General features: G+C 72.5%; 22 protein-coding genes, 1 tRNA gene and 2 pseudogenes. 8 read left to right on the top strand and 17 right to left on the bottom strand.

Annotated features, from left to right (window positions below; genetic code table 11):
- Nucleotides 1-14 precede the first annotated feature (14 nt).
- Both AW27_RS34070 and AW27_RS34065 read right to left on the bottom strand, forming a co-directional pair.
- A complete protein-coding gene (locus AW27_RS34070) occupies nucleotides 15-1640 on the bottom strand; it encodes an MFS transporter (protein WP_037930371.1) in 1626 nt (541 codons plus the stop codon).
- Between the two features lie 169 nt (nucleotides 1641-1809).
- A complete protein-coding gene (locus AW27_RS34065) occupies nucleotides 1810-2733 on the bottom strand; it encodes an NAD(P)/FAD-dependent oxidoreductase (RefSeq protein WP_037930370.1) in 924 nt (307 codons plus the stop codon).
- 95 nt (nucleotides 2734-2828) lie between these two features.
- Between AW27_RS34065 and AW27_RS34060 the strand changes: the two genes are divergently transcribed.
- Nucleotides 2829-3527: a methyltransferase domain-containing protein gene (locus AW27_RS34060; protein ID WP_052031371.1), complete on the top strand. Its 699-nt coding sequence runs from the start codon at nucleotides 2829-2831 to the stop codon at nucleotides 3525-3527.
- 16 nt (nucleotides 3528-3543) lie between these two features.
- Entirely contained in the window at nucleotides 3544-4143 is a 600-nt protein-coding gene (locus AW27_RS34055) for a TetR/AcrR family transcriptional regulator (RefSeq protein ID WP_052031370.1), read from the top strand.
- Between the two features lie 118 nt (nucleotides 4144-4261).
- Here the strand turns inward: AW27_RS34055 and AW27_RS34050 are convergent, their stop codons facing one another.
- Nucleotides 4262-4489 carry a hypothetical protein gene (locus AW27_RS34050; RefSeq protein ID WP_052031369.1) on the bottom strand — a complete coding sequence of 76 codons (228 nt, stop codon included), beginning with the start codon at nucleotides 4487-4489 and terminating at the stop codon, nucleotides 4262-4264.
- Nucleotides 4490-4652: 163 nt separating this feature from the next.
- Between AW27_RS34050 and AW27_RS34045 the strand changes: the two genes are divergently transcribed.
- Entirely contained in the window at nucleotides 4653-5999 is a 1347-nt protein-coding gene (locus AW27_RS34045) for a hypothetical protein (RefSeq protein ID WP_037930368.1), read from the top strand.
- Between the two features lie 254 nt (nucleotides 6000-6253).
- On the opposite strand, the gene AW27_RS34040 is transcribed toward AW27_RS34045, so the two are convergent.
- Entirely contained in the window at nucleotides 6254-6472 is a 219-nt protein-coding gene (locus AW27_RS34040) for a hypothetical protein (RefSeq protein ID WP_037930366.1), read from the bottom strand.
- Nucleotides 6473-7493: 1021 nt separating this feature from the next.
- Here AW27_RS34040 and AW27_RS34035 point away from each other — a divergent pair.
- Together AW27_RS34035 and AW27_RS34030 are read left to right on the top strand one after the other, a co-directional pair.
- Nucleotides 7494-7763 (top strand): hypothetical protein, encoded by a 270-nt coding sequence (locus AW27_RS34035; RefSeq protein ID WP_037930364.1) that lies wholly within the window; start codon nucleotides 7494-7496, stop codon nucleotides 7761-7763.
- Nucleotides 7764-7782: 19 nt separating this feature from the next.
- Complete coding sequence (locus tag AW27_RS34030; protein ID WP_037930362.1) at nucleotides 7783-8385, top strand: helix-turn-helix domain-containing protein; 603 nt, start codon at nucleotides 7783-7785, stop codon at nucleotides 8383-8385.
- Between the two features lie 228 nt (nucleotides 8386-8613).
- Here the strand turns inward: AW27_RS34030 and AW27_RS34025 are convergent, their stop codons facing one another.
- Nucleotides 8614-8823 carry a hypothetical protein gene (locus AW27_RS34025; protein WP_037930359.1) on the bottom strand — a complete coding sequence of 70 codons (210 nt, stop codon included), beginning with the start codon at nucleotides 8821-8823 and terminating at the stop codon, nucleotides 8614-8616.
- Between the two features lie 189 nt (nucleotides 8824-9012).
- Between AW27_RS34025 and AW27_RS34020 the strand changes: the two genes are divergently transcribed.
- Nucleotides 9013-9204, top strand: coding sequence for a hypothetical protein (locus tag AW27_RS34020; protein ID WP_052031368.1), 192 nt, complete (start codon nucleotides 9013-9015; stop codon nucleotides 9202-9204).
- 377 nt (nucleotides 9205-9581) lie between these two features.
- Here the strand turns inward: AW27_RS34020 and AW27_RS34015 are convergent, their stop codons facing one another.
- From AW27_RS34015 to AW27_RS34005, 3 genes and pseudogenes are all read right to left on the bottom strand, one after another.
- Nucleotides 9582-10031, bottom strand: coding sequence for a DUF2267 domain-containing protein (locus AW27_RS34015; RefSeq protein WP_037930356.1), 450 nt, complete (start codon nucleotides 10029-10031; stop codon nucleotides 9582-9584).
- Between the two features lie 38 nt (nucleotides 10032-10069).
- Nucleotides 10070-10466 (bottom strand): annotated as a pseudogene (locus AW27_RS34010) (DUF2267 domain-containing protein).
- Between the two features lie 103 nt (nucleotides 10467-10569).
- A complete protein-coding gene (locus AW27_RS34005; RefSeq protein WP_037930350.1) occupies nucleotides 10570-11004 on the bottom strand; it encodes an Hsp20/alpha crystallin family protein in 435 nt (144 codons plus the stop codon).
- Nucleotides 11005-11132: 128 nt separating this feature from the next.
- Here AW27_RS34005 and AW27_RS34000 point away from each other — a divergent pair, with 128 nt between their 5' ends.
- Nucleotides 11133-11783: a hypothetical protein gene (locus tag AW27_RS34000; RefSeq protein ID WP_037930346.1), complete on the top strand. Its 651-nt coding sequence runs from the start codon at nucleotides 11133-11135 to the stop codon at nucleotides 11781-11783.
- A gap of 307 nt (nucleotides 11784-12090) precedes the next feature.
- Here AW27_RS34000 and AW27_RS34530 read toward each other — a convergent pair whose 3' ends face one another.
- The gene (locus AW27_RS34530; RefSeq protein WP_037930343.1) at nucleotides 12091-12384 is read right to left on the bottom strand and encodes a hemerythrin domain-containing protein; all 294 of its coding nucleotides are present in this window, start codon (nucleotides 12382-12384) and stop codon (nucleotides 12091-12093) included.
- Nucleotides 12385-12881: 497 nt separating this feature from the next.
- On the opposite strand from AW27_RS34530, the gene AW27_RS33990 reads away from it, so the two are divergent.
- Nucleotides 12882-13454: a snapalysin family zinc-dependent metalloprotease gene (locus AW27_RS33990; protein WP_037930340.1), complete on the top strand. Its 573-nt coding sequence runs from the start codon at nucleotides 12882-12884 to the stop codon at nucleotides 13452-13454.
- A 171-nt stretch (nucleotides 13455-13625) separates the two neighbouring features.
- On the opposite strand, the gene AW27_RS33985 is transcribed toward AW27_RS33990, so the two are convergent.
- From AW27_RS33985 to AW27_RS33950, 8 genes and pseudogenes are all read right to left on the bottom strand, one after another.
- Complete coding sequence (locus tag AW27_RS33985) at nucleotides 13626-13994, bottom strand: DUF4241 domain-containing protein (protein WP_236647874.1); 369 nt, start codon at nucleotides 13992-13994, stop codon at nucleotides 13626-13628.
- Between the two features lie 289 nt (nucleotides 13995-14283).
- On the bottom strand, nucleotides 14284-15042 hold the full coding sequence (locus tag AW27_RS33980; protein WP_037930339.1) for a dienelactone hydrolase family protein: 759 nt from the start codon (nucleotides 15040-15042) through the stop codon (nucleotides 14284-14286).
- 372 nt (nucleotides 15043-15414) lie between these two features.
- On the bottom strand, nucleotides 15415-16179 hold the full coding sequence (locus AW27_RS33975) for a hypothetical protein (protein WP_157840328.1): 765 nt from the start codon (nucleotides 16177-16179) through the stop codon (nucleotides 15415-15417).
- Nucleotides 16180-16712: 533 nt separating this feature from the next.
- A complete protein-coding gene (locus AW27_RS33970; RefSeq protein ID WP_037930333.1) occupies nucleotides 16713-17408 on the bottom strand; it encodes a hypothetical protein in 696 nt (231 codons plus the stop codon).
- A gap of 167 nt (nucleotides 17409-17575) precedes the next feature.
- Nucleotides 17576-17654, bottom strand: a tRNA-Ser gene (locus AW27_RS33965).
- A 257-nt stretch (nucleotides 17655-17911) separates the two neighbouring features.
- Nucleotides 17912-18058: a hypothetical protein gene (locus tag AW27_RS33960; RefSeq protein WP_157840327.1), complete on the bottom strand. Its 147-nt coding sequence runs from the start codon at nucleotides 18056-18058 to the stop codon at nucleotides 17912-17914.
- Nucleotides 18059-18068: 10 nt separating this feature from the next.
- The gene (locus tag AW27_RS33955; RefSeq protein ID WP_037930330.1) at nucleotides 18069-18587 is read right to left on the bottom strand and encodes a hypothetical protein; all 519 of its coding nucleotides are present in this window, start codon (nucleotides 18585-18587) and stop codon (nucleotides 18069-18071) included.
- Between the two features lie 198 nt (nucleotides 18588-18785).
- Nucleotides 18786-18908 (bottom strand): annotated as a pseudogene (locus tag AW27_RS33950) (IS5/IS1182 family transposase); the annotation flags it as partial.
- Between the last annotated feature and the right edge of the window lie 311 nt (nucleotides 18909-19219).

The raw sequence follows: 19219 nt of genomic DNA, 5'->3' as shown, positions 1-19219 counted from the left end.
GGTCGGCAGCCCTTTCAGGCTTCCGGCCCGCTCCGCCTGCCCCCGGTGGCCGCGTCGGCGGAGTCCTCGGCGCGGTAGCGCCGCAGGAGTTCCCGCTCGGCGTCCCGGCGCGGGAACATGAAGAAGATCAGCAGCGCGCCGAGGGCGATCGCGGCCAGGCCGACGGTGTACGCCCAGTCGTCGCCGTGGAGGAACGACTGGCGGGCCGCTGCGACGATCTGGTCGGCGTACCGGGGGTACTGCTGGGCGACCTGCTCGGCGGAGGCGAACGACTTCGTCAGCTCGCTCTGGACCTGGTCCGACACTTTCCCGCTCCCGGGGGAGGCGGTGATCGCCGCGCTGAAGGCCGAGGCGTAGCCGGCGGTGAGGAGCAGGCCCATGACGGACTGCATGACGGCTCCGCCGAGGTCCCGTTGCAGGTCGGCGGTGCCTGAGGCCATGCCGGCCCGTTGCACGGGCACCGATCCGGTCAGCGAGTGGGATGCGGGCGTCCCCGCGAAGCCGGAGCCGGTTCCGATGAGCACGTAGGCGAAGCCGATCTGCCAGTAGCTGCTGTCCTCGCCCCAGAACAGCAGCATCCAGGCGAAGGCGAGGAAGAGGAACGCGTAACCGGTCAGCAGGGTCGTGCGGGCGCCGCGTGTCTCGACCAGCTTCGCGGACCGCGGTGCCACGAGCACGATCATCACGACGAGGGGGAGGATGGCGGCGCCGGCTTCGACGGGGTCGTACCCGAGCACGTTCTGCAGGTACTGCTGGCTGATGAACGCCGACCCCATCATGGCCCCGTACACGATGATTCCCGCACACGCGGCGACCCAGAACGTGCGCCGGGCGGCGATGCGCAGGTCATACAGCGGGTTGGGAGCCCGGCGCTGACGCCGGAAGAACACCGCTGCGGCGGCCAGGGCGATCACGGCGAGGCCGCCGGCCAGCGCCCCCTGGCCGGGGACGGCGGCGAAATTGATCGCCAGCACCAGTCCCGCGACCAGGAGGACGGACAGGACGCCGCCGAGGTGGTCCACCGGTTCGGCCGACTCGTTGGCGTGCGCGGGGATGAACAGCAGGGCCATGACCAGCGCGACCGCGGCGAGGGGCAGGGTGACCAGGAACACCGAACCCCAGTAGAAGCGTTCGAGCAGGGCGCCCGCGATCACCGGACCGAGCAGGGAGATCCCGCCGCCCAGAGCCGACCACAGCGCGATCGACTTCGTCCGCCCCGGACCTGCCCACAGAGCGGTGATCAGGGCCAGGGTGGTGGGGAAGGCCATGCCGGCCGACAGCCCGCCGAGGATCCGGGCCGTCACCAGGACCGTGTCGGTCGGCGCGTACGCGGCGAGCAGGCAGGCGGGGACGGACAGGGTGACGCCGAGGAGCAGCAGCAGCTTGCGCCCGTAGTGGTCGCCGACGGCACCCAGATAGAGCACCGATGCGGCCAGGCCGAGGGAATACCCCACGGCGATCAGGTTCAGCGCGCTCTGGGAGGAGTCGAAGGCCTTCCCGATCGCCGGCAGCGCCACGTTGGCCACCGACAGGTTCAAGTTGGCCACCGCGGCAACGATGATCAGGGACGCCAGAACGAGCGACGCCCGCGCCGGGGCCTCATGCGGATCGTCGATGCGGGGCGTGCCGCTTTTCGGCATGGAACCTCCGGGACGGAATCGGGCTTCGCGAGAGTCTTGCCTGATCCGCCCTGCCGCACATCGCCCCATTGGGATGACACGCCCACCGCAGGCGGGGGAACCAGGCGGCCGGGCGCCCGGCCGGGGTGCCTTCCCTCACCCCGTCGGGTGCCCGGCGCGTACGGCACGGTCAGGCCAGGTGGGCGAAGTGGATGGCGTCGGCGGCCGCGGCCCCGGCGGCGACGGCGGGCACGGCTCCCTGTTCCCAGGTCTTCGCGGTGAGGTCCCCGGCGGCGTAGAGGCCGGGGATGCTGGTTTGGCAGCCGTCGTCCACGGTGACGTAGCCGTCGCTCAGGGCGAGGCCCTGCTGCGCGGCCAGGCGTTCGACGAGCGGGACCTGCCGCTGGGGACGGGGCCACAGCAGGGTCTGGCGCTCCAGGAGGGTGCCGTCGGCCAGTTCCACGGCGTGCAGGTCGCCGTCGGTGTGGTGCAGGCGGGTGATCTCGCCCTGGATGAGGTCGCTGCCCTGTTCGCGCAGGCTTCGGCGCAGTTCGGCGGCGCCGGGCAGCGAGGGCGGGGCGATGGCGACGGTGTCGCCGGTCCAGGCGCGGAAGGCGGTGGCGGCCATGGCGAGGTAGCCGGGCTCGTCGGCGACCAGGGCCCAGGTGCGGTCGGCGTTCTCCTCGCCGATGCAGAAGGGGCAGTGGATCACCGTGCGGCCCCAGCAGGCGGCGAAGCCCTCCACGCCGTCGGGGTGCAGGTCGGTGACCCCGGTGGCCAGGATCACGTTCCGGGCCCAGGCCGACGTCCCGTCGTCCGCACGCACGGTGAAGCCGTCCCCGGGCGACGGGGTGATCGTGCTGACCGTGGCGTCGAGTCGCTGGGCCAGGCCGTAGCGGTCCAACTCCTCCCAGGCGCGGGCGCGCAGTTCGCCGGGGGTGGCGCCCTCCAGGCCGATCAGGCCGTGCACGCCGCGGGAGGCGGCGTTCCGCGGCGGGGCCGGCGACTCGACGACCAGGGTGCGGTGGCGGTAGCGGGTCAGGGCCAGCGCGGCGGTCAGGCCGGCGGGCCCGCCGCCGATGATCACGGTGTCGTACTGGGCGGTGGGGTTCACGGGATGCCTCCGAAAGGGACTCGACGAATCGAATGACCAGTGGTCATACTACTGACCAACGGTCATTCGCTCGATCTGATTCCCCTGGAGGACCTGTGACCCACGCCACCCACCACGCCTGCGGCGGCGACCACCCGCACGGACCCGGTGCCGCCTCGTACCCGGACTTCGCCTGGGACGACCTCTACACCGGCGACGGCAGCGACACCGCCGACCCCGACCCGGCGCTCCTGGCCCCCGCCGACCACCTCCCCCCGGGCAGGGCCCTGGACCTGGGCTGCGGCGCCGGCGGCAACGCCCTCGCCCTCGCCGAACGCGGCTGGCGCGTCACCGCCGTCGACCTCGCACCCCGCGCCATCGCCTCCACCCGCGCCAGCGCCTGCGCCCGCGGCCTGGACGGCCGGATCGAACTCGCCGTCGCCGACAGCGCCTCCTGGCAGCCCGAGAGCGCCTACGGCTTCGCCCTCAGCTCCTACGCGCTGCCGCCCCGCGGCCCCGCCCGCACCGCCACCCTGGCCACCCTGGCCGCCGCACTCGCCCCGGGCGGCGTCCTGGCCGTCGGCGAATGGGACGAGGAAGCCTGCGACTGGGGAGACCCCGGTGACCTGGCAACCCTCGCCGAGCTGACCGAAGCCCTCACCCGCCTCGGCCTGGACATCGTGCGCGCCGAACGGCAACGCGTGCCCAGGCTGCAGCACCCCAGCGAAGACCACGCGGTCATCGTCACCGCCCGCAAACCGCATGACACCCTGGACCTCGCCCACCGACCGATCACCGGTCGGCCGGCCACCTGACGACGAAGGAGGGACCGTGCCCGCGGACGAGTCCGCCCCCGCCCAGCCCACCGGCCGCTTCCAGCCCCCGGACGTCCGCCGCCGCCAGATCCTCGACGCCACCGCCGCCCTGCTCCTGGCCGACGGCTACGAGGCCCTGACGGTCAGCAAGGTCGCCGCCCGCGCCGGGGTCGCCAAGGGCACGGTCTACCTCTACTTCGACTCCAAACAGGAGCTCCTGGCCGCCCTCCAGGCCGAGATGTGGGACCGCATGCTCCAGCAGCCCGCCGCCCTCCTGGAGCAGCCCGGCCTGACCTGGACCGCACGCCTCGACGGCCTCGTCGCCGCCTGGATCGCCGCGGAACAGGACCACCATGAGCTCTACCACCAGCTCTTCCACGAACCCGGCGGTGCGGCGGGGGAAGAACCCATGACCGCCGCCCGCGACTTGCTCGTCACCCTCCTCGCGCAAGGCCACGCGGCAGGCGAGTTCGACGTCCCCGACCCCGAACTCACCGCCGACTTCCTCACCCACGCCTACACCGGACCGTGCCACCACACCAGCACCGGCACCGACATCACCGCGGCCGTCCAGGCCCTCTTCCGCCGCGTCGTCGCCGCCCGCCCGACCCGCTAGCCCCGCCCGCCGCGGGCCCGGGCGGCGCCGTTGTCGACCGCGGGCACGGGCGCGAGGGCCCGACGGTCCCGGCCCGGGCGAAAGCGGCCGCAGGTCTGTTCGGGCGGGGCGGCGGCGCCTACCGCTCGGACGCGGGCGGGCCCTCGGGCGGAGTCCGCCGGGCCTCTCCGCCGCCGGGCCGGCGCTGCCAGGCCGCGTACAGGCCGGCGAGCGCAGAGGCGTACCCGGCAAGGGCCTCGGGGGAGACACGACCGACGAGGATGAGGACGACGCCGGCGGCCAGAACCGCCAGGAACACGGCGAGATCTACGGGAAAGCGGCCACGCGGGGCACGACGGCTCGGCACGATGGTTCTCCTCAGTACATCGAAGGTCGCAGGACGTCATCCTCCGCCGGGCGGGCCGCTGAACGCGGCGCGCGGCGGGGAATGCTTCGAGCGTCACCTCGCAGCAGCGGCTGCGCCCAGGGGAACGATCTTCTTTCCGAAGCTGTCAACCGGGAGAACAGCCATGACGGGTGTTGCCGAGGACGCAACCGGCGGTGAAGGACCCGCAGGCGGAGGAACACCTCCTGCCCGCAGGCCGCTCCACCCGCTCAAGCCGGAGGTCTTCAAGAACCGTCCCCACAAACTGGCGCTCGTCGAGCACCTGCGGTCCCTGATCGGGGCCGCGGACCTGGCCAGCAAGCACGTCGCCCCGGGGGTGGCCCTGAGCGCCTCGGCCCTGTCGAAGAACCTTTCGGGAGACCGGCTTCCCCACCGCTCCACGGTCGAGGCGATCATCCGGCTCTGCGGGGCGAGCGACGAGGTCCGGTCCCTGTCGCTGCGCCTGCACACCGCGGCCCTGGGTGAGGCGCATCCCGCCTTCGCCGAACGCCTGGTGATGGCCGACGCCTACGAGGAGACCGTCCTCCTCCACGACCGGGTCCAGGCCCGGCTTGAGGAAGCCGTCGGCGAGCACCGCCGCCGCCAAGCCGACTACGACGACCTCCTGACCCGGCATGCGACGACGAGCCAGGCCCTCACCGCCGCCCAGGACGAACTCCGCACGCGGCGACAGCACCACCGGCGCGAGACCGCCCGCCTGAACGCCCTCGTCGAAGAGGAGCAAGACGCCCGCCGCCGCGACCACGCCGCCTTCGACGCCCGGCTCGACCAGGCCCGGGCCGAACGCGAGCAGCAGGTCCGGGCCCGGGAAGAAGTGGAAGCGCGCCTCCGCCGGGATCTGCGCGCACACGAGGACAGGATCCAGGCCCTCCGCGGCCTGCTGGCGGAATCGGCCGCCGAGGCGACAGCCCTGCGGCACGAACGCGACCGCCTCCGCATGGAGTCCGCCCGGCTGCGCGAAGACCTGGTGGGCCTTCAGATGGAACTCGCGGCAGCCGATGCCGGCCGGGACAACCACGCCCAGGACGTCGTGTTCGCCCCGGCGCTGCAGGCCGTCGGCCAGGCCCTCGACCGCCACCCCACCCACCGGGAAGCTCCCGAAGTCGCAGGCCGGCCGCCGGTTGCCGAGGACGCAACCCGGCTCGCCGGCGATATCAGCGACCCGGTGACGCCGTCCGCAGTGGCCCTGCCGAAGCCGGACCCGACGGACAGCACCGGCGGGCTGAAGCGGGCGTTCGCGGGCACCGCCGCACTCGGCCTGCTGCTCCTGCTCATCGGGCTGTTCCTGCACGCCGGTGGCCCGACCTCGCAAACCCGCCCGACAACCGGGGTGGGGTGGTGCCTCGGCGTCGGAGTCTTCCTGCTCGTGATCGGGCTCATCCTCCTGGCGGCGCGCGACGTGAAGAGCGCCTCCGCCGTCGACCCGGACGACTCGTACCACTACACGTGCGGCTTCCCTCCGCTGATGTGAACGGCCCAGGGACGCCGGGCAGTTCAGGGCGCGCAGACGACGCCCCCGGACCAGACGGCGCCCCCGGGCGAAGCGCCGCGTCGCCGCGGCGGCGGGGAGCGGTCAGGACGGCAGGCACCCGATGCCCCTCCCAGGGCCGAGGAGCCGTGGACACCATGGCGGCGCCCACGACCGCGGACTCGGTCCACGAAGACGGGTGCCCCGGCGGCACGCCGCCGGGGCGAAAAAAAGGGGTGCGCCGGCGGCGCGAGGTGCTACTTCGCGGCGTCCAGTGCGGCGAGCGCCTGGGCCCAGCGGGCGAACTTCAGGTCAGCCAGGTCGGCGACCGTCTTGATCCCGAACGCCTCCTTCAGCAGATCTCCCTGCCGCTCACTCACGCCCTTGAGCGCGTCCACCGGGGCCGCCAGCACCTCCGCCACGCTCTTGTCCGCCCACGCCTTGTCCAGCACCTTGTCGAGATCGATCGACGCCATGAAAAGGGTCCCTCCCTGAAGAACAAACAGCCAACACGTCCATCCGCCACCAGCCTTCTCCCCACCCACCGCCGCCGACATGCGGGCATGCCGGCGGAGCAGTGCGCGAAGATCACCAATAGCGGAATCTACACACATGTAGAAGCATATGAGTAGCCGGGCCGCCGCGAAGCGTTGTCACCGAAAAGGCGGCGGCTTCCCCCGAACCGCTCCGCCGGCCCGCCCCCGGCGAAGCAGCCGCACGTACAGCAGCCGGCGGACCCACCGGAGGGGAGGAGGGGCGTGACGCGACGGATCTCACCCGAGTACGTCGACGAAGTGGCCGCGTTCTTCGAACGGGAGCAGGCATCGCTGGTGAGGTACGCAATCCTGCTGAGCGAGGAAGCCGCCGTCGCCGAACGTGTTGTGGAGCGGATGACCGGGCGGCGCGCCGGGGAACGCGCCTGGCGGCACGGGTGCTGCCTGAACGGGGCGGGCTTGAGGGTTCGGGTGGTGGGGCAACAGGGGAGCGGAGGGGAGCAGGTGGGGCGGCCGCCTGGGGCGGCCGCCGGTGATCGTGGTGCGCTGCAACGCACGCTGATCGGTTCCCCTGGGGTGTCGAGTGGCGGCGGCTGGGGTGGCCGCACGGGCGGCCGCTGGGTGCGGCCTCCGATTGCCGTGGCTCTGCTGCCTGCTCCGCAAGAGATGCGGGAAGAGCTTAGGAGGCAGGGTGCCCGTCCGGCCGCGGGGCGAACCCTGCACGGTGGTGGACGGGTACGGACATCCGGGCGTACGGACGCCCCTCAAGGAGGCCGGGGCGGGGGAGCGGCCTGCGGAAATCCGCTCTGCGGGTGGTGCAGGGGAGACCGGACGGAATGCAACGTTCCTGATGAAAGGTCTCTAAAAGCGTCGCGAACGGGGCACATTCCTTTTCCGGTCTCCGTGCCACGGGGTCCTGCAAGATCCCAGGCGCTGTTCCTGGCGGGGCCGGATGTCGAGTGGCGACAGCCGTGAGCAAAGCAGGCAGTGAAGGAGCTTTCCCGTGGACATGAACCTAGCGGGTACGGGCCGGGCCGTATGCGGGGTCTGGGCGTGGGGCGGCCGCACCGTGGCCGCGTTCCCGTCGCGGATCGTGGTCGTGGTCGTGGTGGTGTGTGCGGCCGTGATGGTCGCATGCGGAGTGCCGGCCGAGCCGGTGGCGGCGCTGCTGACGGCCTCGGGTGTGCTCGCGGCGCACCGTCCGCCCACCCGCGGGGCCGTCGCGGCTCCCGCGTCCCCGGTGCTGCGCCGGGTCGTCCGGCGCCGCGCCTGACACCCGCGGTACGCACCTGATGTGCCGTACCGGCCCGGCCGCGGCGCACGCCGCGGCCGCGCTGGCGCAGTGGCTCGCCGCCCTGCGCCGGCGTTCGCGCCTCACCCACCGTCAGATGTCCGGCCTGCTCGCCGAACACGGCCGGTCCGTCACCCACACCACGCTCTGGCGCGCCGAGCAGGGCGTCGGCCTGCCGCGCTGGGCGACGGTGGAGGCCTTCGTGACCGTGTGCCGCGGGGACGTCCGCCGTGCGGCCAGGCTGTGGCGGTCCGCCGCTCACAGCCGCTGCTGCCCGGCCTGTCACTCCCCGCACCGGCGGCTCGCACGACGACCCCTGCCCCTGGTCACCGAACCCGCCCACCTCCTGCAGGCCATGCGTGCCGTCAGGACCACCGCGGGAGAGCCGACGCTGCGGGCGATGGCCTCCCGCCATGCTGTCGCGGGCACCCCGGTCAGCTACCTGCCGCGCAGCACCCTGCACGACATCCTGTCGGGCCGCCGCGTCCCCACCCTCGACCAACTGCGCCTGTTCCTCAAGGCCTGCGACACGCCCCCGGCCGACTTCCCTGCCTGGGAAGCCGCCTGGCACCGCGCCGCGGCCCCTGCTGCGGTTCCCTGGTGAGCGGCGGTCCGGGTGCGGCGAGGGCGGAGGCGCCGCTGCCCCGGCCTGCGGGGGCGGCCCGCGGCCCGTGGGCGAACAGCACCGCGCCGTTGCCCGTCGGCGAGCGCGGGCTCTCGGGCCGGTCCCCGACACCACGACGCCGGCCGACGGCCACCCCGGACGAAGCGGCGGCCCGGATCGAGACACTGCCCGGGGGCCGGTGGCCCAAGCGCCGGCCCGGCCTGGGCGTCAGGTGCGCAGGCGGCTGTCGGACCCGTCCCCGCCCTGGGCGCCGGAATCGTCGAACCAGTAGTCCCCGGCCGTCAGATAACGACAGCAGCGGCTGCTCGCGGTAGGCGGCTCGGCGGTGACAGCCCCCTTCCCGTCCCCGGCCGGGGTGCCGGCGGGAAGGACGGAAGTGACTGCGGTGCGGTCCGTGCGCAGGGTGCGCTCCAGCATGTGAATCCTGCTCCTGACGGTGCGGGGACGGGGAGTGCGCTCATCCTCGGCACCCCGGCCTCGTGACGCATCCGCACCGGCCACCACTCACCCTTCCGCTACGATACGTATCCAAAATGATGCGAAATGTGACTCTTGGTGTCAGTGTGGCAGAGGAAGTGCCACCCCACGCACCAAGGAGTCGCCGTCATGGGCGGTATGCAGGACAAGCGCCAGGAACCGGGCAAGGGTCGCGAGGAACAGCAGCACCCCCACCGCCCGCAGCGGCCCGGTCAGGACCCGGTCCACCCCGAGCCCGGCACCCCCTCGCACGGCGGCCGGCGCCCCGACGAGGGGGAGCGGCGCCGCAACGAGTACGACGACCTGCGCGAGGACTTCTGACCCCAGCGCGACCCCACGCACGCAGAGCCCGGCCAGGCGCCCGTAGTCACCCCGGCCGGGCTCTGTCCGTGCCACCCCCCCCGGCCATGCCGCGCCGTTGGAGGAGTGGGGACGCACACCGCTCCGCAGGCTCCATCCGTTCCCCCAAGCCTGCCCGGGGCGGGCCCAGGCCCGGGCCCTGGCCACCTGCCCCGCGCCCACGGCTGCCTGGCCGCTGCCCTCGATCCGCCGCTGCCCGGTGGGGTGCGCGAGCAGACCACCCGTGAACGCTGGAGCAGGCTCTACGCCCTGCCCGGCCGGGGCGTCGGGCTGCTGGACGGATCCCGCCGCCCCTGCCTCGGGCCGAACACCGCCGAGCGCTACGCCCGCATGCGGGATCAGGCGGCGGGCTGGGGCTGGGGCTGGCGCAGTTCGGCCTGGCCGAAGAGGAGGGCGTAGCCGCCCGGAAGGCGGCGGAGGATGCGGGCGAGGAGGTCGGGTCCGGCGAGGCGGGCGACGACGGCGAGTACGGCTCCTGTGTCCCAGCGGGCTGCGGCGGGGGTGGTGTCGGCGCGGGTGGCGATGTCTTTGACGAAGCCCCAGCCGGTGAGATGTCCGGTGTCGGGGATCTGGGCGGTCAGGGCGAGGGCGGCTTCGACGGGCAGGCGCTGGGCGAGGTCGGCGCGTTCGTCTCCGACGAGTTGCCGGCCGAGGGCGGCGAGGACGGTGCGGACGGCTTCCTCGGCGCGTTCACGGGTGGGGTAGGCGCCTTCGTAGCGCACGCGTTCCAGCATCTGCTCGAACGTCATGGCGGGCCGGGCCGGGTTCGCTCGAGGCTGGTCGTACATGGTGCTGCGGGTGCCTTTCTCGTCGATGGCGGCGGGCGTCAGGTGGGCCGGGGGCGGCCGAAGAGGAGGTCGTAGCCCGGCGGCAGCTGGAGCAGGACCTCGTGGGTGAGGGCGTCGCCGGCCGCCGCGGCCACGGTGGACAGGACCGCTCCGATGTCCCACAGGGCCGTCCGCTCGGTCGCGCCCTCGATCCCAGGCCGCTGTCGCGCGGACGAAGCGTTCGGCGGAGAGCGGCTCCGCGGCCTGTAGGGGGTTGAGGAGGATGAGGGCGTAGCTCTCGGGGAGACGGGCGGCGAGGTCGGCCCGCACGGTGCCGACCAGGTGTGCGCCCAGCAGGGCCAGGACGACGCGGGCCGCGCGTTCGGCTTCGTCCCGGGTCCGGTACTCGCCGCGTTCTTGGACGTGGTCCAGGAACGCTTCCCGGCGCATCGGCATCTCACGTCACCTCCATGAAAGGGGGCGAAGGGGAAGAGGCGCGGAGGACGGGGTGCCGGAGGGGGATCGGGTTCCCCGTCCTCCGCCGCCGGTGCCGGCCCGGTCAGCCGGAGATCTGCTTGCGGCCGGACGCGCCGCCGATGGTGACCTTCCGCGGCTTGGCGCGCTCGGCGATCGGGATCCGCAGGGTCAGCACCCCCGCGTCGTAGTCGGCCTCGATGTGCTCGGTGTCGAGGGTGTCGGCCAGCATGACCTGGCGGGAGAAGACACCGAGGGGCCGCTCGGAGAGCTCCATCTGCACACCGTCGGACTTCCCCGCGGGTCGACGCTCGGCCTTCACCGTGAGCATGTTCCGCTCGACGTCGATATCGATCGCCTCGGTGCTCACTCCGGGGAGGTCGAAGGCGATCACGTACGTGTCGCCCTGCCGGTAGGCGTCCATGGGCATCACCGACGGCTTCGACCAGGTCCCGGACGTACCCGAGAGCTGCTGGACGATGCGGTCCATCTCGCGGAACGGGTCGGTGCGCATCAACATCGCGAAACACCTCCAGTTGGTTCAGGCAGGAACTGCCAATGCGCTTCAACGTGCCACCGTTGTAACATGTCATCAAAACGATGACAAATGTGATGTCGCCGGATGGACGACAGAATGTTGGAGGCGCCGTGAACGAGACCGCTCCCCCCACCGCACCGGTACGCGCCCGAGAGGCCGTCACCGCGCTGGAGACCATCCGCCGGGCGGTCCAGGACGCGCAGGGGCCTCCCCCCGGCGCACCGGCGACCGGGCCTGCCGGCCAGCAGGCCCTGGCCGCTCTGCTGATGCTCCGCGAGGTCCGCGAGCAGCTCGCCGGCTGGGAGAGCGTCCTGATCGAGACGGCCCGCGGCGAGGGCGCCAGCTGGGCCGAGCTCGCCGGACCCCTCGGGGTCGCCAGCCGCCAGGCCGCCGAACGCCGCTACCTGCGGCTGCGCCCCGGCGCGGCGGGAAGCACGGGCGAACAGCGGGTCCAGGCGACCCGCGACGCGCGGGCCGCCGACCGCACCGTCACCGCCTGGGCCCGCGACAACGCGGCCGACCTGCGGCGCCTCGCAGGACAGGTGACCTCCCTCACCGGCCTTCCCGCCGACGCCGCAGGAGCGCTCGGCGAACTCAACCTGGCGCTCTCCGACAACGACGCCGCCCGCCTGGTCGGCCCCCTGTCCGGCACCCGGCCCCACCTCGGGCCCGACGACGGCGAACTCGCCGACCGCATCGACGCCATGACCCGCCACACCGACCGGCTCCGCCAGGACAGCAACGACCAGCGCAACGCCTGAGCCGCCCCACGGTACGGACGCGAACCCCACGTCCGTACCACCGCAGCCGGCCACGATGCCGGCCACGATGCCGCGCGGCCGGTCCTTCTCCGCCTCGTCGACCGCGAGGCCCCGGCCGAGCCTGGTCGGGTTCACCGACCAGAGACTCCGCGGTCGCCAGGAGGGTGTGCCCTCGGGGCGGTCCGGTACCGCGCCACGGAGAGTCCGTTGTATCGGGAGGCTGATGTGGCGTGCGGACCGCGCGAGTACGCCGAGGACGAGCTGCGGCCCTCCGCCAGGTCGGCCGCGGACGTGGTGATACCAGGGGTCATGCGCAGCACCCGCCACAGCCCTGCCGGGTCCCGGCCCGCCCGTTCGGTCGCCTCGGCGGCCACGCCCAGCACGAGCAGCGGGTCGAGAGAGGGGCGCACAGCTGCCGGTGATGCCGACGCAGCGCCTCGGTCAACTCGTCACGGTCCTCCGACAGGGCCTGCGCCTGCCACCGCTCGATGAGCGCCTGAACCTCGCGGATCCCTGCGGAGAGCTCCCGGTGCTGCGCCTCCATGGCCGGCACCTGCTCGGCATCGAGGTCCAGATGGGGTAGCAGGACCGGCCGGAGCATCTCGTCCTTCCCGGTGTGGTGGGCGCGCAGGCCGATCGAACAGAGACGTCAGTGCTCGACGAGGATCCGGGCACGGGCGGTGTTCGGGCCGAACGTCCTGGACGAGCTCGGCCAGCAGCCGCGACTCGCGACGGAACACCTGGTGGATCATCGCCATCTCGCGGGTGTAGGGGTGAACGGCGCAATCCGAAGCATGGTTCGTGGCCATGCCCCCACTCTTCGAACCCGATTGCCGCGCACTTGCACCCGACGTGCCGTACCCGGACCCGTACGAACGCAGCCTCGTGGCCCGGCCGCCCGCTGACCGGGCACCGGCTGGAGTGCCCCCAGGAATTGACTGGCAGGTGCATGACGGGAAAGTGGGGCGCGGGACTACCTTCTTAGGGCTCCTGCGAGGCGGCTGTCCGAACTCGCGCGTCACAGGCGGGCGGTGGCGACGCCTCCAGCGCCCCGGCTCCGCCGAGGGGCCGGGTCCCCCCACCTGAAGGAAGACGACCATGTCTCTGGGCACCTGGCTGAAGGTCGGCACCTCCGCCGCCGCACTGGTCCTCACGGCGGCACCCGCCGCGACTGCGGCACCCACGCCGATACCGGACGCCACCACAGCGGTAGTGACACTCCGTTACGACGACAGTCGGGCCGGCGGCTGGGAAGCGGCCATCGCGGCCGGAGTCGCTTCCTGGAACGCGAACGTCACCAACGTACGGCTGGTGGAGGCCGCGCCCGGAACCCGGGCCGAGATCGTCATCGTGGCCACCACCGGCTGGCCGCAAGCCACCCTCGGCCCGGTCCGCCCGGGGCGACAGGTCCGAGTCGAACTCGGCGCGCAGGCCGTGAGCCAGGGATACGACAAGACGCGCATCGCCGCGCACGAGCTGGGCCACAGCCTGGGCCTCCCGGACACCAAGCCGGGGCCGTGCTCCCAACTGATGTCCGGGTCCAGCGCCGGGACGGCCTGCACCAACGCCGTGCCCAACGCGACGGAGCGGTCCCGCGTGCAGAACGCCTACGCCAACAGGCTCGCAGCACCCGTTCCGACCGACGGCCGGGTACTCATCGACGCCCCCTGACCGGCGAGCCGGAAGCAGGCGACGGCGCCGCCGCGGGCCGTTCGCACCCCGCCCAACTCGGCAGCTCCGTACCCGGGTGGACCGCACCCGAAGACGCAGTCCGGTGCCCCGCGGCTCGCGGGGCACCGGTAAGCCGGCCCCGGTCGCCGCCGCACCCCGGGGCTTCCCTGCCTACGCAGCCGGACCGGTGGGGGTTCCGTCCCGCTCCGGGAGCAACTCGGGCATCCCCTCCACCAGCACCACGACGCCGACCACCTCACCGGCCTCGCAACGGCCGACCCACACCGGGTAGGTACCGTCCCCGGCCGTCGCGAAGGCCATGAGCTCGCCGCCGGAAGCCTCGTCCCGGGTGCGCTGCATGAACATGGAACCGTCGTCGATGTCCTCGCAGCCGCCCAGGTCCTGCTCCCCCTCGAACAACCCCTGCTGGAAGAGCGCGATGAGCGGCTCCCAGGCGCCGGCGTCAGCGAAGCAGCCAGTGGCGCTGTCGGTGGCGAAGCCGACTATCCGCTGCTCGATGGAACAGCCGGGGATCGTCATCCGGACCGAGGGCCATCTCCCAGGTCGCGGCGGGGGTCTCGCTGACGAGCAGGCGGACGGCCGTGGGTTCCGTGCTCGTGACCTCGGCGTCCCGCCACTCGCAGTGGTAGCTGAAGCGGACCCGCGCCTCGTCGAGTACGTACTCCCCGGGCCGGACCAGGGACCGTGATGCGCGGCCCGTCGCCGTGACCGGTGCCCGGGCCGGAGACGGCCAGCAGCCCGCCGGGTACGCGCAGGGTGCCGACCCGGCGCGGCTCCACGACGGTCATCTCGGGGTGGTACCCGTCGGTCACACGCGCCCCGGGCCGGAACAACTCGTTGGAGCCTCCGTCACGGGCAGGCATTCGGCGAGCAGGTTGACGACGTCGCGCCAGGCTCGCTGTGCGTGCTGTGGGTGGTAGCCGACGCCGGGGACCGTGGGGTGGTCGACCGGCGGGTGGTGGAAGGCGTGCAGAGCGCCGCCGTAGACCGTCAGGCGCCAGTCGACGCCCGCGGCCTGCATCTCGGTGGTGAACGCGTTCCATTGCGCGGGCGGCATGATCGGGTCTTCCGAGCCGACCCCGGCCCACACCGGGCAGCGAATGCGCGCCGCCTCGCCCGGCCGGCCCGTGGTCAGTGCGTTGACCGTCCCGATCCCGCACAGGTGTGCGCCGCCGCGCCCGAGTTCCAGCCCGACGGCGCCCCCGGTGCCGTAGCCGACGACGGCGATCCGGTCGGGGTCGGTGCGCGGTTCGGTGCGCAGCACGTCGAGGGCAGCCTGACCGATGCCCCGCATCCGGTCGGGATCGGCGAGCAACGGTAGGCAACGGGCCAGCATCTCCTCGGGGTCGCCCCAATAGCGCCCGCCGTGAAGATCGAAGGCCAGCGCCATGTACCCCAGCTCGGCGAGAGCATCGGCCCGGCGGCGCTCGACGTCGCTGAGCCCCATGCCCTCTGGTCCGATCAGTACCGCGGGCCGGCGGTCGACACCGGCCGGAAGAGCGAGGTGCCCGATCATCGTCACACCGTCCGCCGGGTACTCGACCGTGCGCGTGGTAATCGTCGCCATGAGACCGGACTGTAGTGATCATCGAGCCCGGACCGGCCGCTGTTCTGCCGCTGGCAGAACAGCGCGCGTGCCCCTCTGGAAAACGGGAGTTGCCGGGCTGTCGTTGCATATTCCCGCAGACCAGCCCCACCGACGATGCCCCGTCCTCTGCCCGCCCCCGTACGTCGACGCCGGCCACGCCCGGCCTCCTGCAGCACCACGCTCCGACGTCTGCTCCCAAGGCCCTGCGCACAGCGCTCGGCTGCGTAGATCAGCCCCTCAGCGGGCTGTTCGTCGAGAGACTGCAGAAGGTCCAGGAGAGCGGGCACGGGGAGAAACTGCGGGGCTCACCTCGCACAAGGTCGCCCCCTTCGGGGGAGCGGAGCATGCCTGTCAGCTGCTGGCTGCGTTGCGCAGGGCGAGGGTGGTGCGGGCCGCGGCGGCGAGGTCGGTTTCGTGGACGTGGCGTACGCCGACGAGGTTGGCGGCGTCGCTCCATGCACAGAGGGTTTGGTCGCCGTCAGGGCCGGTGACGTGGCCGCAGGCGAGGCCGCCGCCGTGCTTGCCGGGGTCGAAGCGGGTCACGTCGCGGGCCTTGGCGCCGGCGAAGAGGTTGCGGAACTCCTGGGAGATGGACTTGGTGGCCTTGGAATCGGCGACCTTGGGGTCCCAGTCGGCGCTGTTGACCATGACGAAGAGGTCATAGGCCCCGTCGGCGTCTTGGTCGTAGAAGCCGGTCCGGATGCTGTGCGGCAGTTTCCGGCCGGCCAGTACCTCGTCCTCGGCGCGTGTGGCGTCCTCGCCCTTCAGCAGGCGGAAGCGGTCGAAGAGCTCCGGGAGGACGATGACGGGGTACTCCTCGGTCCCGTCCGCGGCGACCGTCTCGACGGCGCGGGGTTCTGGGTCGTACTCGGTGAACGCCTTCACGCTTGCGACGGCGGCGATGAACACGCTCACGCCCGCGATGAACCAGGTCCGTTTCTTCTTCGCCCGCGCCGTTTGGGCCGGATCGCTGCCGGGCGGAGTGGACTGCTTGCGCCAGGCGCGGGTCAGCCGCCACAGCACGCCGATGCCTATGGCGGCGGGGAGCAGGTAGCCGACGACCTCGCCGAAGGCCCAGGACTGCGAGGTGGGGTCAAGGGAAGAAGCAACGATCACGTCCGGGATCGTACATGCGACCGAGAACCTGCTGAACTGCAATGACGCCACGGCTCAGGCTCCATTCCGGCCCGCGCCGGAACAGGCCCCGGTCCCCATTCATGGGACGCAGTACGGCCGGGCCGCAAGCGCCTCCCGACGGCTGACGCCCCTTGGCGGCCACCGGCGCCAGACACGCACAGGTGTTGCGCCGGGCCTCCGCGAGGGCGACCGTTCACCCCCTGTTCGGCGTTGTGAGGACGACACCGTATGAAGGGACGAAGCCCGTGGACATGCTTCCCGGCCACCCACTTCCGGCACTGCTACGCCTACGGGGGCAGCTTCTGCTCCTGCGGCGGCCGGTACGCCGGGGACGACGCAGGCCGCCGCCTGGAGTCGCCTCCCACGCCCTTCAACCTCCTCGCACCCCATCGGGTACCGCACGAGGAGCCGCAGCACGGCCGGGTGCGCCGCCCCGCACCGGCCGGATGGCCCGGCCCGTGCGCACGCCGAGTCCGACCTGAGGCCCGGCGCAGGGCGCGCCGGGGCGGAGGTCAGCCGTTGCCGTCCGGGTTGTAGACGTCCTGGTCGGCCGGGACGTCCACCTGTACGGGCTGGTTGATGCCGGTGAAGGTGAGATCGAGCGGGTTCGGTCCGCTGGTGGTCATCTTGAGGAGAAACGGTTCACCTTTGGTGGCCACGAGGAAGACCCCTTCGGGCGTGTTGACCGTGACCGCCTCCTGGCCGTCGACCTGGGTCAGTGCGTCTTTTTCCGCGCCCTGGATGCCGTAGATCTCCTTGAGCAGGCCGTCGCGGTCGCACAGACTGGTCAGTCCCTTCATGGCGGGGTCCGTGGCCTCCGTGCGTATCCAGCGGCCCGTCATGTCCTTGCGGGTCAGGCTCGCCTGCTCCTCGGGCATGTCCTTGGTCAGGGCGAGGATGTGGGCCTCGTCGCCCCGGAGGAAGGTGTGATCCCGGGTGCGGACCACGTCGATGGTGCCGCCGACCCGGGCATCGACGGTGCCCTTGCACTCGCCGGTCTCGCTGACCGACAGGTTCACCTGCCCCTGGCCGGACGCTTTCCCGCTCATGGTGAACGTGGACGCGCCGCGCAGCGCGGTCACGGAGTCGTTCAGCACGCGGGAGCCCGGCTGACCGGGGAACGCTTCGGACGACAGGCAGCCGGTGAGCCCGAGGGCCCCGGCACCGGTCAGGGCGACGGCGGCGAGCAGGCGGTGAGCGGTGTGCACGGAGACTCTCTTCAGCGAGGACGGAGCGGATGGCGGGAAAGAGCGTACGAGGCGTCAGGACAGCGCCCCGCGCTCGGGGTCGGACTGCCGGCGCGCGGCTGCACCGGCCGCCACACGACCGTGCCGGACTGCGCGCTGCGCCCGGCCCGGCGGCCGCAACCTGCCGGCGGGGGAGCGCGCCGGAATCGAACCGGCGTCCTCCCTCTGAGCAAGAGGGCACGTCGACCTCTGCGCTACAGCTACCCCGCCGCGGTACGCGCACCCTATGCGCTTCGACCAGGACCCGCGTAGCGGGTTTCGAGCCCGCCGCTCGCAGCCGCCCGGCGCAAGGTGGTGGCCCGCATCCAAGAGGTGAGGATGACGAACCGGACCGGGTGGAACACACCGGGTGGTGGAGACGGGTCACCCGCGTCCTACTCGCTCACGAACAGGTCCAGCGGTACGTCCTGCCCACGACCGAGGGCAAGCGCAACGCCCCGAGACGGCCGGCCGTCGCCCGACGCTCAGGCTTCGACACCGACCGCCCCGTGCAGTGGGAAGGCGAAGTCCTCGAACCCGACGAACTCCAGCGCCGGGTCCTCGCCGCCGTCGACCCGTACCTCGATCCTGAGGTCCTTCGTTGGGCTCCTCCCCAGCGTCCCCGGGTGCACGTGGCCGGGGTCATACCCGGCCCTGAGCCCGGTGCCGCTTCGTGTACGACCAGGTCACGGCCGTCATCAACGCCGGGATGGCGAACAGCGGGGCGAAGGCGAAGCCCCAGACGGTCTGTGCCGTACCACTTGACATGTACGTCTGGCTCTCGACGACGAAGGCAGCCACGAGTTGCCCCAGTGCCACCAGGACCAAGACGGCCGAGGCGGTCCAGGCCAGCGCGGCGAGAGTCCGGGGGCGCAGCGGCCGCCACCGGTCGCTCACAAGGAGCAGCGGGAACAGGGCGGCCACCTCGGCGATGACGGAGAGCCCGACGACGTAGGCGATGCCCCATCCCGGGATGTCGAAGACGTCGCGCAGGACCTCGTCGCTGTAGCCGACGTAGACACCGGATGTCATGGCGATGCGCCAGAGACCGGACGGGACGGCGCAGAGGGCGATGGCGTGGGCGGCGCGGCGGGCCCAGACGGGCGCGGGGGCGGTAGAGGCGGCGGGGAGCGGAGCGGGCGCTGTCGTCATGAACCCCATGCTGGCCGCGGACGTGGCAGCCGCGCATCGTCCACTACGGCGGGTCGTCTCCACCGTGCGGCGGAGGGCGCACCCTGCTCAGGTCGTAGCTCAGCAGGGTACGCCTTCCGCCAGAACCGGCGATCAGCCGGACCGTAGAGCCTCACTCGCTGTCATAGGCACGACCGGGGAGGTGCCGCTGATCGTCAGTGGACTCCGTCAGCGTTGCCGCTCCAAGGCGAGGACGGCTTTGGCGATTGACGCCATGCGGGTCGGACTGCATCGGGATCTGCGGAGGATCCGCCAGGACCTCAAGCGGGCGAGGCCGCGTTCGACCGGCCGCCCTGGCGGCCGGGGAGTTCGGGTCGGTGCTGCGCCGGCTGGCGGCGCAGGGCACCGGACCGTTGGCGGTGCCGGGCGCGGTGCGGGTGATCGAACGGTTCCGGTCGGGGTCGGGTGGCCTGCGCCTGACGCTGGACCACCCCCGCCGGCCTGCGGGCGTACCGGCGCCGTGGCGGAAGCCGTGCGCTCGGGTGACGGGTGACGGGTGTGGGCGTGGTCGGCGAGGTGGAGGTGGGCGTGGGGTTCGTCTGTCGGAGAGGGCCCACATGATCTACAGTCACTTTCTGTAGCAGTCTAGTCACTGTGGGTTG

This window comes from Streptomyces sp. PCS3-D2, from assembly GCF_000612545.2.
In the GTDB taxonomy this organism is placed as follows: Bacteria; Actinomycetota; Actinomycetes; order Streptomycetales; family Streptomycetaceae; genus Streptomyces.
This window is presented reverse-complemented; position numbering and strand designations above follow the sequence as displayed.

Coding starts and splice junctions, on each gene's coding strand:
- AW27_RS34070 (WP_037930371.1), bottom strand. CDS start 1,640: ATGCCGAAAAGCGGCACGCCCCGCATCGACGATCCGCATGAGGCCCCG.
- AW27_RS34045 (WP_037930368.1), top strand. CDS start 4,653: ATGACGGGTGTTGCCGAGGACGCAACCGGCGGTGAAGGACCCGCAGGC.
- AW27_RS34040 (WP_037930366.1), bottom strand. CDS start 6,472: ATGGCGTCGATCGATCTCGACAAGGTGCTGGACAAGGCGTGGGCGGAC.
- AW27_RS34030 (WP_037930362.1), top strand. CDS start 7,783: ATGTGCCGTACCGGCCCGGCCGCGGCGCACGCCGCGGCCGCGCTGGCG.
- AW27_RS34025 (WP_037930359.1), bottom strand. CDS start 8,823: ATGCTGGAGCGCACCCTGCGCACGGACCGCACCGCAGTCACTTCCGTC.
- AW27_RS34020 (WP_052031368.1), top strand. CDS start 9,013: ATGGGCGGTATGCAGGACAAGCGCCAGGAACCGGGCAAGGGTCGCGAG.
- AW27_RS34015 (WP_037930356.1), bottom strand. CDS start 10,031: ATGTACGACCAGCCTCGAGCGAACCCGGCCCGGCCCGCCATGACGTTC.
- AW27_RS34005 (WP_037930350.1), bottom strand. CDS start 11,004: ATGTTGATGCGCACCGACCCGTTCCGCGAGATGGACCGCATCGTCCAG.
- AW27_RS34530 (WP_037930343.1), bottom strand. CDS start 12,384: ATGCTCCGGCCGGTCCTGCTACCCCATCTGGACCTCGATGCCGAGCAG.
- AW27_RS33990 (WP_037930340.1), top strand. CDS start 12,882: ATGTCTCTGGGCACCTGGCTGAAGGTCGGCACCTCCGCCGCCGCACTG.
- AW27_RS33985 (WP_236647874.1), bottom strand. CDS start 13,994: ATGACGATCCCCGGCTGTTCCATCGAGCAGCGGATAGTCGGCTTCGCC.
- AW27_RS33980 (WP_037930339.1), bottom strand. CDS start 15,042: ATGGCGACGATTACCACGCGCACGGTCGAGTACCCGGCGGACGGTGTG.
- AW27_RS33955 (WP_037930330.1), bottom strand. CDS start 18,587: ATGGGGTTCATGACGACAGCGCCCGCTCCGCTCCCCGCCGCCTCTACC.